The following is a 13,652-nucleotide window of genomic DNA, read 5'->3' as shown; positions in this document are numbered from 1 at the left end:
AATCTTTAATTTTTCGCAAAAGTACAAATATTCAAAGATAAACCTGTATTTTTGCCTTAAACAATCAAAGAAATATGGATATAAAAGGAAAAATAGAGGAATTGCGTGCTGAACTTCATCGGCATAACTATAATTATTACGTGTTGAATGCTCCTGAAATATCGGATAAGGAGTTTGATGACAAGATGCGTGAACTTCAGGATTTGGAGGAGGCTCACCCGGAATATAAAGATGAGAATTCGCCCACTATGCGTGTGGGTAGTGATTTGAACAAGAACTTTACGCAGGTAGCACATAAATATCCTATGTTATCATTGGCGAACACATATTCGGAGGAGGAAGTCACCGATTTCTATGAACGTGTCCGTAAGGCTCTTAATGAAGATTTTGAGATTTGCTGTGAGATGAAATATGACGGAACATCAATCTCATTGACTTATGAGGATGGAAAATTAGTTCGGGCGGTTACTCGTGGAGATGGTGAGAAAGGTGATGATGTGACGGATAATGTGAAAACGATTCGTTCTATTCCGCTTGTGCTTCACGGTGATAACTATCCTGCCTCATTTGAAATTCGTGGGGAGATTCTTATGCCGTGGGAAGTATTTGAAGCATTGAATCGAGAAAAGGAGGCCCGTGAGGAACCACTTTTTGCTAATCCAAGAAATGCAGCTTCCGGAACATTGAAGTTGCAAAATTCTTCAATTGTCGCTTCCCGTAAACTGGATGCGTATTTATATTATCTTTTAGGAGATAATCTGCCTTGCGACGGACATTATGAAAATCTTCAGGAAGCGGCAAAATGGGGCTTTAAAATATCTGATTTAATGCGTAAATGTCAAACATTAGAGGAGGTTTTTGAATTTATAAATTATTGGGATGTAGAACGTAAAAACTTACCGGTTGCTACGGATGGGATTGTGTTAAAGGTAAATAGCTTGAGGCAGCAAAAGAATTTGGGGTTTACGGCTAAATCTCCCAGATGGGCTATCGCTTACAAGTTCCAGGCGGAGCGGGCTTTGACTCGTTTGAATAAAGTGACTTATCAAGTCGGTAGAACGGGGGCTGTTACTCCTGTGGCTAATTTGGATCCGGTACAGCTCTCGGGAACTGTCGTGAAACGTGCATCCTTACATAATGCTGATATAATCGAAGGACTTGATTTGCACATTGGAGACATGGTTTATGTGGAAAAAGGTGGTGAGATTATTCCTAAAATCACGGGTGTGGATGTAGATGCACGTAGTTTTATGGTTGGTGAGAAGGTCAGGTTCATCACTACCTGTCCTGAATGTGGCAGTAAATTAGTCAGGTATGAAGGGGAAGCTGCTCATTATTGTCCTAATGAAACGGCTTGCCCTCCTCAGATTAAAGGTAAGATAGAGCATTTTATTAGTCGGAAAGCTATGGATATCGATGGTTTAGGTCCGGAGACGGTTGATATGTTCTATCGCTTAGGTTTAATTCATAATACCGCTGATTTGTATAAACTCACAATAGACGACATTAAAGGATTGGAGCGTATGGGGGAAAAATCAGCTGAGAATATTGTAACAGGAATTGCCCGGAGCAAAACAGTTCCTTTCGAACGTGTTATTTTTGCTCTGGGAATCCGCTTTGTGGGTGAAACTGTTGCAAAAAAGATTGCGAAGTCGTTTGAGAATATAGATGAGTTGAAACGGGCGGATCTTGAAAGATTAGTAAGTATCGATGAAATCGGTGAGAAAATAGCCCAGAGTATTCTTACGTATTTTGCAAATGAGGCTAATTGCGAGTTGGTGAACAGGTTGAAAGAAGCTGGGCTGCAGCTTTATCGTACTGAAGAAGACTTGAGTGGGTATACTGATAAGTTAGCGGGACAGTCTATTGTTATCAGCGGTGTGTTTATCCACCATTCGCGTGACGAATATAAAGAACTTATTGAGAAAAACGGAGGGAAAAATGTGGGAAGTATTTCCGCAAAAACAAGTTTTATTCTTGCTGGAGATAATATGGGACCTGCAAAGTTGGAAAAAGCGCAAAAATTAGGAATAACCATATTAAGCGAAGACGAATTTCTGAAACTTATATCGTAAGATATGAAAAATATTCGTACTTTTGCGGCTAAATAAATTAGAGATTATAATTAAAACTCATGATACAGACTAAATTGAAAGGAATGGGGGTAGCACTGATTACTCCTTTCAAAGAGGATGAGAGTGTTGACTATGACGCGCTAATGCGTATGGTAGACTATCTATTACAGAATAATGCGGATTTCCTGTGTGTGCTGGGAACTACGGCTGAAACGCCGACTCTTACTGAGGAAGAAAAGAAAACTATTAAAAAAATGGTGATTGACCGCGTTAACGGAAGAGTCCCTATTCTGCTAGGTGTAGGTGGTAATAACACTCGGGCTGTTGTGGAGACATTGAAGAATGATGATTTCACAGGAGTCGATGCTATATTGTCTGTCGTGCCATATTATAACAAGCCTTCTCAAGAAGGTATTTATCAGCATTATAAGGCTATTGCCGAAGCAACGGAACTTCCTATTGTGTTGTATAATGTTCCGGGACGTACAGGTGTGAATATGACTGCTGAAACGACTTTGCGTATCGCACGTAACTTCAGTAATGTGATTGCTATAAAAGAAGCCTCCGGTAATATTACACAGATGGATGATATCATTAAAAATAAACCTGAGAATTTTAATGTTATATCCGGGGATGATGGCATCACTTTCCCTCTTATTACTTTAGGAGCTGTTGGCGTTATTTCGGTAATAGGAAATGCTTTTCCCCGTGAGTTTAGCCGTATGACTCGCTTGGCTCTTCAAGGAGACTTTGCTAACGCGCTGGCTATCCACCATCGATTTACAGAATTGTTTAATCTATTATTTGTAGATGGGAATCCGGCCGGTGTGAAATCAATGTTGAATGCAATGGGAATGATTGAAAATAAACTTCGGTTACCACTAGTACCTACGCGCATTACTACGTTTGAAGCTATTCGTAAAGTTTTGAATGAGCTGAATATTAAATGCTGATTACAGGAGATATATCAATTTCTGATATATTTATCTAACAAGGGTTCGCCCTTCACCTTTTCATTCTCTATTATCAATAGTTGGATGAAGGGTGAAGGGTGAATTTTTTCGATGAAATGGGGCAAAAAAAGAAATCCTCCACATGAAATGCAGAGGATTCGTGATCGCGACAGGATTCAAACCTGTAACCGGCTGATCCGTAGTCAGCTACTCTATTCAGTTGAGCTACGCGACCTTTTATAAGTAATTGCTTGTGACCGCGACAGGATTCAAACCTGTAACCGGCTGATCCGTAGTCAGCTACTCTATTCAGTTGAGCTACGCGGCCATTCTGTTAATTCAAAAAGTGATCGCGACAGGATTCAAACCTGTAACCGGCTGATCCGTAGTCAGCTACTCTATTCAGTTGAGCTACGCGACCATTATTTTGTTTTAACGGGTGCAAAGATACGGACTTTTCCCGAACTAGCAAGCTTTTCAACGACTTTTTTGTAGAAAAATTATTCTATAAACCGATAATTAAACAGTTGCAAACCTATGCTTAACCCCACATTCCACTCTTTTCTTGGTGAACTATAATGATTTACATACGCAGAGATGTCTCCGAAAGGTAACTGGCATACCACAGAAATTTCTCCCAGATATTCGAATTTAGAAAACGCTTTTCCATAGTATGCTTTATTTAGTGAGTTTTTCTCAATCGGATAAATCGGCATAAATCCATAGAATTCTCCTCGAAGATGGAACATTTGATTTAAACGGTAAACCGGCCGAATGCCGGCACCTACAAACTGATTGGCACGGAAAGCTTCATTATATGTCATTTTACTATGTAATGTGGGAGAGAATTCTCCAGCTTGCATCATTGTGGCTGTATAATTCTCAGAAAAGTTTTTGGAAGCATATAATGCTTTCAAATACCAGCCCAAAACCCAATGCTCACTCATATTATGGTATTTTTCCTTCATATAGGATAATTGCAGCCAAGAATGGTGTTTCCTATTACTATTATCGCTAGTTGTCCCTTCACCAGGATAGAATCGTTCTCTTCCAACAAAAATTTGGGCTACAAGAGCTTCTCTGTATCCACGTGTGGGATATTGGCGGGCATTAAGGGTGCTTCCATTAAAGCTAATGGATCCCCCTAATAAATTATAACGGCTTTTGTCGTATTTGTCATTCCCGAAATCTATGATGTTTTTCTGAAAATATTTATCTTCTATTTTTGCGATTCCTATGCCGAATTCAGCTCGTTTGCTTGAAAGAAAAGGTAAGCCTACTTGTAACTTTAAAAAGCGTTCGTCTTTTTGGTTAAAAGCCGGCTTGTCATTTCTAGAAAAAAGCTTGTCTTTTTTGAAATAATCGAAAGTGCTGATTGAACCTATGAGACGATATGACGTAGGTATAGCTGTGGCGAAATCTATCTTTGCCATAAATTGGATATTGTTATAGATCTTTCCAAGTTGTCCATCAAGAACGAATTCTTTAGCATAGTAATTCAAATCCTGATAACTCAGTCCTAGATAAATCTGATTGGAGTTGGAAGTAGATATATTCCCACCCAATCTTACCGCAAAGTTATTCTCTAGTTTGACTTTTAAATGCAGGTCGTAAGTATCATCTTCCGGATTGTAAATCGCATGAGGAATGATTTCAGAAATCATTTTGTCTGAAAGCAGTCGAAAATAACCTTGTTTTAAATCCTCATAGGTGAATTCTTTATTGTCCGATTTATGAAATTCTCTTTTTATGTAGGCTTGTTGTTGGGGATTGGCGCCATCAATAATAATATTTTTAAAGCGTAATTCGGGAAAATTGCTTTTATACACCATTCTTCTTAAACGTATATTGTCTGCGTTTACACGCCGGTGAATGCGACTCTTGATCGAGTCCATCATGCTGATAGTGCGATTATATCCTATATCATGCAGTTCGTCAATGCGTTGGAAATCCATCAGATTGACATTGTCATATTTGAAAGTCATAGATATTCCTACAGAATCGGGAATGGAATAGTCGGTTTTTTGCATTACCATATTTTCTATCTGACTCATAAGGTCATCTTCTTTAGGCTTGGTGGGATTGGTAGATACAATGCTTCCTATAATAATGTCAGGATGAAAATCATCTTTCATGACATCTGTAGGGAAATTGTTGTAAATCCCTCCATCATAAGCTAACACATTGTTTATTTCAATAGGCTTGAACATGAATGGAAAGCTCATTGAAGCTCTGACCGCATCTCCTAGATCTCCGTTTCTCATTATCAATTGCTGCTTGTTATATACATCGGACGCAATACAACGGAAAGGTACGAAGAGCTTATCAAAATCTCCTTTACATGCAGCTGTAGCACGTGCGTACAGATCAACAAAAACGAGATTCATCTGAATCGGATTCACTACGCTGGTGGGAAGAAATTGTGGTTTCAGGTTCTTTAGCGAATCTTTGAATGAAAAACGAATATTAAAGAATTCAGGAGTCGGGAGATTTTTCTTGAAATGATATACATACTTTTCTTCCACTTCTCCGGAATACCATCGTTTGAAGTCTTCAGACTTTAACAGTTCCACCATATCATCGGGAGAATATCCCATAGCATATAAGGAGCCGATGATGGCCCCCATAGAGGTACCTGCAATATAATCAATAGGTATATTGTTTTCTTCTAAAGCGCGGATAATACCAATATGCGTTAATCCTTTTGCGCCGCCACCGCTTAATACTAATCCTACTTTTTGGGCATGGATAGCCGGAATAGTCAGCCATAAAGTAATTAACACCAAAAGAATTTTTCTCATAACCCAAGTCAAGCAATTGATATTTCTGTCTATTAAGTGTTCAAATATATGCAATACTTTTCAATTTATCGATATTTTGCCACTTGTTTTAAAATGAAAAAGAGCATTACAACGTGTATTTAACGTTGAATGCTCTTTTGAAAGTTATGTAATGTTTAAAAGGGGCGATGTTAAATCAGCTCAATGCTACGTTTTACGAAGTTGTTCAATGCTTCACCTCTTAACATATTATTTTGCAATAAAGCTAAGTCAATCAGTTGACGGATAACTTTATTATTGCTGGCATAACCTGCGAAGATAGCTTCTTTCTTACTCTTCAGATCATCCCATTTCTTATCTAAATCATTTAGTTCATCTTTTTCAGCTGTTGGGATATCTTCATCTTTCTTACCTTTCTGCTTATCTTTCAGCTCATTGCGTTTTTTGTTGATGCTATCCATTTCAGATTGTATCGGGGTTACTTCTGCATGGCAAGCTCCTTCTTCTTCATTTAATACCTGCTTTATCAGTTTGTGATCGGAATTCAGTATTAAATTGAACATATCAGGCATTTCGCCATAGAAACTCATTCCGGCTTGTATGTTCGCCATTTCTTTCATACGACGCATATATTCGCTTTGAGTAATCATTACTGGAGCAGAATTTTCTCCCAATGCTTGTGTCATGACATTGAACTCGACTTTGTCCATTTTAGGAAGTTGACTTTTGAAGGCTGTTGTGATAGCATCTTGCTTGTCTGCTTCCAATATTTCGCCTTTCTTATCTTCTTTAACGATAAGATTGTCGATAACATCACTATCAACACGGGTGAAGCGGGACTTCTCCAGCTTTTGTTCCAACATGCTTATCATAGCTACGTCTAACTGGCCATCCATAAGCAAAACATTGTATCCTTTATTGGTGGCAGCTTCAATGTAACTATATTGTTCATCTTTGTTGTTAGCATACAGATAGATCAGATTTCCATCTTTATCTGTTTGATTATCTTTAATAAGAGTCTGGTATTCTTCAAATGTGTAATGCTTGTCATTTGTATCGGTGAAAAGGGCAAATTTTTGCGCTTTATCATAGAAATCCTCTTGTGTGAGCATTCCATAATTGATAAATATTTTTAAATCATTCCACTTTTCTTCAAATTGTTTGCGATCATTCTTGAAGATGGATTGCAGACGGTCGGAAACTTTCTTTGTGATATAGGTTGAAATTTTCTTCACGTTTGAATCACTCTGCAAATATGACCGGGAAACATTCAACGGAATATCTGGAGAATCTATCACTCCATGCAACAGTGTCAAGAAGTCCGGCACAATACCTTCAACAGAATCTGTAACATATACCTGATTGCAATATAATTGAATCTTGTTTTTATTTAGTTCAATATTGCTTTTTACTTTCGGGAAATAAAGAATTCCAGTCAAATGGAATGGGTAGTCGACATTCAGATGAATCCAGAAAAGTGGTTCGTCAGACATCGGATACAACTTACTATAGAATGATTTGTAATCTTCATCCGATAGTTCGCTAGGTTTGCGAGTCCATAGGGGAGTTGTATCATTGATGATATTATCTTCGGCTGTATCTATCTGTTTGCCATCTTTCCATTCTTTTTTCTTCCCAAATGCAATAGGAACAGGAAGGAAACTGCAATATTTCTTCAAAAGTCCGGAAATACGGGCTTCTTCAAGAAATTCCTTGCAGTCATCATCAATGTACAAGATGATATCCGAGCCTCGATCTGCTTTTTCCACTTCTTCAATTGTAAATTCAGGACTACCGTCACAAGTCCATTTTACAGCTTGTGCACCGTCTTTATATGACTTAGTGATTATTTCTACTTTCTTTGCAACCATAAAAGCAGAATAGAAACCTAATCCGAAATGACCAATGATGGCATTTGCGTCATTTTTGTATTTCTCGAGGAAATCATTTGCTCCAGAGAATGCAATCTGATTGATATACTTTTCGATTTCTTCTGCAGTCAGACCAATACCGCGATCGGAAATGGTAATAGTATCTTTGCCTAATTCAACATGAATGGTTAAATCACCTAACTCACCTTTAAACTCTCCGATAGAAGCTAGTGTATTCAGCTTCTGAGTAGCGTCTACTGCATTGGATACTAACTCACGAAGAAAAATCTCATGGTCACTGTACAAGAACTTTTTGATAATAGGAAAAATGTTCTCTGTTGTAACTCCAATATTACCTTTCTGCATAATACGTATATTTTTTAGTTTATCTATTGATTAATTTTAATTGATACTTACTTAGGTAGAGACAAAAAAAATGCCAGACCCGAAGGTCTGACATTATGACATACTTAATATTGATTCCAAACATGGACAATATAATCTTATTCTTGAGTAATAGCTTTCATTTCTAATTCACCTTTTTCTCCATTAAGAGAGACTTGAATGATGTCTTTTTCTTTTAAAGACGAAGAAATGATGAGTTCTGATAACCCGTCTTCCAAATAGGTTTGAATAGCTCGTTTTAAAGGACGGGCACCATATTGCACATCGTATCCTTTGGTTGCTATGAACTCTTTCGCTTTATCTTCGATAATTAATTTATATCCAATAGATTCAATTCTATTATATAATCCTTTCAGCTCTATATCAATAATCTTTGTAATTGCTTCCAGAGAGAGTTGGTCGAATGTGATAATTTCATCTACTCGATTAATAAATTCAGGAGCGAATGATTTATTTAAAGCTTTTTGGATTACACTTCGCGAGAATTCCTTGTCATCAAGTCGGCTTTGTGTTGCAAATCCGACCCCTCGTCCAAATTCTTTCAACTGACGGGTTCCGATATTGGAGGTCATGATGATAACAGTGTTTTTAAAGTCTACCATCCTGCCATAACTGTCAGTCAGACGTCCTTCATCCATCACTTGAAGCAAGATATTGAATACATCTGGATGCGCTTTTTCTATTTCATCAAGCAATACAATAGAATATGGTTTGCGGCGTACTTTTTCTGTTAATTGTCCCCCTTCTTCATATCCTACGTATCCCGGAGGTGCTCCGACCAGTCGTGAAACCGTAAATTTTTCCATGTACTCACTCATGTCTATACGAATCAGTGCATCGGCTGAACCAAACATATATTTGGCTAATTCTTTGGCTAAATGGGTTTTACCAACCCCCGTTGGGCCTAAGAACATGAATGTGCCAATTGGCTTATTGGGATCTTTTAATCCTACACGGCTTCGCAATATTGCTTTTACCAACTTTTCTATGGCCGTATCTTGCGCTATGACTTTAGATTGCAGATCTTCTTTCATGCCGGCTAGCTTAATACCTTCGGCTTGTGCCATACGTTGTACAGGAATACCTGACATCATTGATATAACGTTGGCGATCTCTTCTGCATCAACGGTCTGCCTATTTTCCTTCAGACTGGCTTCCCACTCTTTTTTCATCTCGTCTAATCGAAGAGAAAATTCTTTTTCTTTATCCCGAAAGCTGGCTGCAAGTTCAAAGTTCTGAGATTTAACTGCTTCATTTTTCTTACTTTTAGCTTCTTCGATCAATTTTTCCTGCTCTTCTATCTCTTTAGGAACATTAATGTTGGTAAGATGTACCCGTGAACCGGCTTCATCCAAAGCATCAATAGCCTTATCAGGGAAATTACGATCTGTGATATAGCGGTCTGTCAGCTTGACACATGCTTCCAATGCTTCATCAGTATAAAAAACATTATGATGGTCTTCATACTTGTCCTTGATGTTATGTAAAATTTGAAGAGTTTCCTCAGCCGTAGTTGGTTCTACTATTACTTTTTGGAAACGACGTTCAAGAGCACCGTCTTTTTCAATATTTTTACGATACTCATCAAGGGTGGTAGCGCCAATACATTGTATTTCTCCTCTAGCCAATGCCGGTTTTAACATATTTGCAGCGTCCATAGAGCCTGCAGCCGACCCTGCACCTACAATTGTGTGAATCTCATCGACAAACAGAATTACATTGGGATTTCTCTGTAACTCATTTAGAATGGAACGAATACGCTCTTCAAATTGTCCGCGATATTTGGTACCTGCTACGACAGCTGTCATATCCAGAGCCACAACTCGTTTATCAAACAAAATTCGTGAAACCTTTTTCTGAGTAATTCTTAAAGCAAGTCCCTCAACAATAGCTGATTTCCCTACACCCGGTTCACCTATTAGAATAGGGTTGTTTTTTTTACGGCGGCTTAAGATTTGGGCCAAACGTTCAATTTCTTTTTCTCTGCCGACTACTGGATCTAATTTTCCTTCTTCTGCCGCTTTTGTCATATCCGTACCGAAATTGTCAAGTACAGGTGTGTCATTAGATGGCTTTTTCGAAGCTGTTTGTGCCTGTTGGCGCTCTTCAGAATTGCCTCTTCCGCTTGAGCGGGGGGAAGACATTTCTTCGTCTTCATCGTCATCTTCAGTAAACATTCCAGCATTTATGTCTGGTTGCAATGTTACCTGTTCCAATACTTTTGCATAATTGATGTTATTTGCTTCAAGTATGGAGGCTGCTACATTCTTCTTTTCTCTTAAAATTGCCAACAGAACATGTTCTGTGTCAGCGATGTTACTTTTCATTCCACGTGCTTCTAAAATACACATTTTTAATATTTTTGCCGCGTCATTAGACAACGACACCTCTGCGTCAGGTAATAACATATCATCAGCTTCTACCTTTAGCTGAGCTTCAATCTGCTGTTTGATGGTAGTCAGATTGGGATTGAGTTTAGACAATATCTCGATAGCTTTTCCTTCACCGTCACGGAGCATACCTAGAAGCAGGTGTTCTGGACCTATGTACCTACTTCTCAACCGATTCGCTTCTTCTTTACTATAGACGATAATGTCGGAAACTCTTTGTGAGAATTGATTATTCATACTTTCTTCCTTCTTTTCTAAGGGTTATTCACTCGCAAATATACGCATTAAATCAAGTTTGTATTGCAATATTTGCTTTATTTCTTATATCTACAAATGGCGTGCCATAAAAATGCTACATTTGCGTTATATATAATAAGGTATAACAAATGGCTGGATGTTTTTTGCCGATATTCCATAGCCTTTATAGCCTAATTTATTATTTTTCTCTTTTTGTTTTCGTATTTTAAAGCTTAGTTGGGTATCATTCCATTCATAATAAAACTTTCTTTCCAAAAACTTTCGTATATCCGGGAAAAGTAGTACTTTAGCGTGGTTTTTTACAAACCGTAGAATGTATAATTAATAATCATTTTAAATGCTTGAACAAGACAGAATTATAAAGATTAACATCGAGGAGGAAATGAAGTCATCGTACATTGACTACTCTATGTCGGTCATCGTTTCGCGTGCCCTTCCGGATGTTAGAGATGGATTTAAGCCCGTTCACCGTAGAATTTTATACGGAATGATGGAATTGGGTAATACTTCAGATAAACCTTATAAGAAATCGGCCAGAATTGTTGGTGAAGTACTTGGTAAGTATCATCCTCATGGAGATTTTTCTGTTTATCTTGCAATGGTTCGTATGGCTCAGGAGTGGGCGATGCGTTATCCTTTGGTAGACGGACAGGGTAACTTTGGTTCGGTAGACGGTGATAGCCCTGCTGCTATGCGTTATACGGAGGCACGTCTTAATAAGTTGGGTGAAGCGATGATGGATGACTTGTATAAGGAAACCGTAGATTTTGAGCCTAACTTTGATAATACTTTGGTTGAACCTAAGGTAATGCCAACTCGAATTCCTAATCTTTTAGTGAATGGTGCATCTGGTATTGCCGTGGGTATGGCTACCAATATGCCTCCACATAATCTTTCTGAAGTTATAGATGCTTGTGATGCATATATTGATAATCCGGAAATTACAGTGGAAGAGTTGATGGAGTTTGTGAAAGCTCCGGACTTTCCTACAGGCGGATATATATATGGTGTAAGTGGTGTGCGTGAGGCTTATCTGACAGGTCGTGGACGTGTGGTTATGCGTGCGAGAGCTGAAATTGAAAGCGGGCAGGCGCATGATAAAATTGTAATCACCGAGATTCCCTATAATGTAAATAAGGCAGAATTGATTAAGTATATCGCTGACCTTGTTAACGATAAGAAAATAGAAGGTATCTCGAATGCTAATGATGAGTCTGACCGTGATGGTATGCGTATCGTTATTGACGTAAAACGTGATGCAAATGCAAGTGTAGTGCTGAATAAACTTTATAAGATGACAGCTTTACAGACATCTTTTGGTGTGAATAATGTTGCTTTGATACACGGACGTCCAAAGACATTAAATCTGAGAGATTTAATAAAATATTTCATAGAACATAGACACGAGGTCGTAATTCGTCGTACCCAGTTCGAACTTCGTAAAGCAAAAGAGCGGGCACATATTCTTGAAGGTTTAATTATTGCTTCGGATAATATTGATGAAGTAATTCGTATTATCCGTGCTGCTAAAACGCCCAATGATGCTATAGCAGGCTTGATAGAACGCTTCAATCTGACAGAAATTCAGTCGCGTGCTATTGTAGAAATGCGTTTGCGCCAGTTGACCGGTTTGATGCAGGATCAGCTTCATGCGGAATACGAGGAAATCATGAAGCAGATTGCTTATTTGGAAAGTATTCTGGCTGATGATGAAGTATGCCGTAAGGTAATGAAAGATGAACTACTGGAAGTGAAAGCAAAATATGGGGATGAACGCCGTTCTGAGATTGTATATTCTTCTGAAGAGTTTAATCCGGAAGATTTCTACGCTGATGACCAGATGATTATCACCATTTCTCATATGGGATATATCAAGCGTACTCCTTTAACAGAATTCCGCGCACAGAATCGTGGTGGGGTAGGTTCTAAGGGAACAGAAACTCGTGATGAAGACTTTGTAGAGCATATTTATCCGGCTACCATGCACAATACCATGATGTTCTTTACACAAAAAGGTAAGTGTTATTGGTTGAAAGTGTATGAGATACCTGAAGGAACGAAGAACTCTAAGGGGCGTGCTATTCAGAATTTGTTGAATATTGATTCAGATGATAATGTAACGGCATATTTGCGTGTGAAGAGTTTAGAGGATTCAGAGTTCATCAATAGCCACTATGTATTATTCTGTACTAAGAAAGGTGTAATAAAGAAAACATTGTTAGAACAATATTCTCGTCCTCGCCAGAATGGTGTAAATGCTATTACGATTCGTGAAGATGACAGTGTTATCGAAGTTCGTATGACGAATGGAAATAATGAAATTATCATAGCCAACCGTAATGGACGTGCAATTCGTTTCCATGAAGCAGCAGTGCGCGTTATGGGACGTACAGCAACGGGTGTGCGTGGTATTACATTAGATAACGATGGCCAGGATGAAGTTGTGGGAATGATTTGCATTAAGGACTTGGAGACAGAATCTGTAATGGTTGTTTCTGAGCAAGGATATGGTAAACGTTCTGAAATTGAAGACTATCGTAAGACCAACCGTGGAGGTAAGGGGGTGAAAACAATGAATATTACTGAAAAAACGGGTAAATTGGTAACGATTAAATCTGTAACAGATGAAAATGATTTGATGATTATCAATAAATCCGGTATCACAATTCGTTTGAAGGTAGAAGATGTTCGTATCATGGGGCGTGCTACCCAAGGTGTCCGTTTGATTAATCTTGAAAAACGCAATGATCAGATTGGTTCAGTATGTAAAGTCATGACTGAAAGTCTTGAGGATGAAATACCGGAAGAAGAAGTAGAGGGTACTATTGTGAGTGATCCTAATACTGATGCTCCTGATATTGACAATGATGATACGTCAGATGTAAATGAGAACGAAAGTAATAACATTGAGGAATAGACA

The 13,652-nt window shown here is 38.3% G+C and carries 6 protein-coding genes and 3 tRNA genes; 3 read left to right on the top strand and 6 right to left on the bottom strand.

Annotated elements, in window-relative coordinates:
* Positions 1–74: 74 nt before the first annotated feature.
* Both ligA and dapA read left to right on the top strand, forming a co-directional pair.
* The gene (gene ligA / locus GD630_RS06210) at positions 75–2,075 is read left to right on the top strand and encodes an NAD-dependent DNA ligase LigA (protein ID WP_143866054.1); all 2,001 of its coding nucleotides are present in this window, start codon (positions 75–77) and stop codon (positions 2,073–2,075) included.
* Between the two features lie 59 nt (positions 2,076–2,134).
* A complete protein-coding gene (gene dapA, locus GD630_RS06205; RefSeq protein ID WP_007753443.1) occupies positions 2,135–3,028 on the top strand; it encodes a 4-hydroxy-tetrahydrodipicolinate synthase in 894 nt (297 codons plus the stop codon).
* A gap of 161 nt (positions 3,029–3,189) precedes the next feature.
* Here dapA and GD630_RS06200 read toward each other — a convergent pair.
* The 6 genes from GD630_RS06200 to GD630_RS06175 form a co-directional block, all read right to left on the bottom strand.
* Positions 3,190–3,263, bottom strand: a tRNA-Arg gene (locus GD630_RS06200).
* Between the two features lie 19 nt (positions 3,264–3,282).
* Positions 3,283–3,356: transfer RNA gene (locus GD630_RS06195), tRNA-Arg, on the bottom strand.
* A 19-nt stretch (positions 3,357–3,375) separates the two neighbouring features.
* Positions 3,376–3,449, bottom strand: a tRNA-Arg gene (locus GD630_RS06190).
* Between the two features lie 79 nt (positions 3,450–3,528).
* Positions 3,529–5,829 (bottom strand): patatin-like phospholipase family protein, encoded by a 2,301-nt coding sequence (locus tag GD630_RS06185; protein WP_182505719.1) that lies wholly within the window; start codon positions 5,827–5,829, stop codon positions 3,529–3,531.
* A 170-nt stretch (positions 5,830–5,999) separates the two neighbouring features.
* Positions 6,000–8,045 carry a molecular chaperone HtpG gene (gene htpG, locus GD630_RS06180; protein WP_007758202.1) on the bottom strand — a complete coding sequence of 682 codons (2,046 nt, stop codon included), beginning with the start codon at positions 8,043–8,045 and terminating at the stop codon, positions 6,000–6,002.
* A 137-nt stretch (positions 8,046–8,182) separates the two neighbouring features.
* Positions 8,183–10,711, bottom strand: a complete 2,529-nt coding sequence (locus GD630_RS06175; protein WP_143866052.1) for an ATP-dependent Clp protease ATP-binding subunit — start codon at positions 10,709–10,711, stop codon at positions 8,183–8,185.
* Positions 10,712–11,069: 358 nt separating this feature from the next.
* On the opposite strand from GD630_RS06175, the gene gyrA reads away from it, so the two are divergent.
* On the top strand, positions 11,070–13,649 hold the full coding sequence (gyrA, locus tag GD630_RS06170; protein WP_143866050.1) for a DNA gyrase subunit A: 2,580 nt from the start codon (positions 11,070–11,072) through the stop codon (positions 13,647–13,649).
* Positions 13,650–13,652: the final 3 nt, after the last annotated feature.

The organism is Bacteroides zhangwenhongii, assembly GCF_009193325.2.
GTDB lineage: Bacteria > Bacteroidota > Bacteroidia > Bacteroidales > Bacteroidaceae > Bacteroides > Bacteroides zhangwenhongii.
The sequence above is the reverse complement of the archived record's forward strand: the minus strand, read 5'-3'. Positions and strand labels throughout refer to the sequence as shown.

Coding starts and splice junctions, on each gene's coding strand:
- ligA (WP_143866054.1), top strand. CDS start 75: ATGGATATAAAAGGAAAAATAGAGGAATTGCGTGCTGAACTTCATCGG.
- dapA (WP_007753443.1), top strand. CDS start 2,135: ATGATACAGACTAAATTGAAAGGAATGGGGGTAGCACTGATTACTCCT.
- GD630_RS06185 (WP_182505719.1), bottom strand. CDS start 5,829: ATGAGAAAAATTCTTTTGGTGTTAATTACTTTATGGCTGACTATTCCG.
- htpG (WP_007758202.1), bottom strand. CDS start 8,045: ATGCAGAAAGGTAATATTGGAGTTACAACAGAGAACATTTTTCCTATT.
- GD630_RS06175 (WP_143866052.1), bottom strand. CDS start 10,711: ATGAATAATCAATTCTCACAAAGAGTTTCCGACATTATCGTCTATAGT.
- gyrA (WP_143866050.1), top strand. CDS start 11,070: ATGCTTGAACAAGACAGAATTATAAAGATTAACATCGAGGAGGAAATG.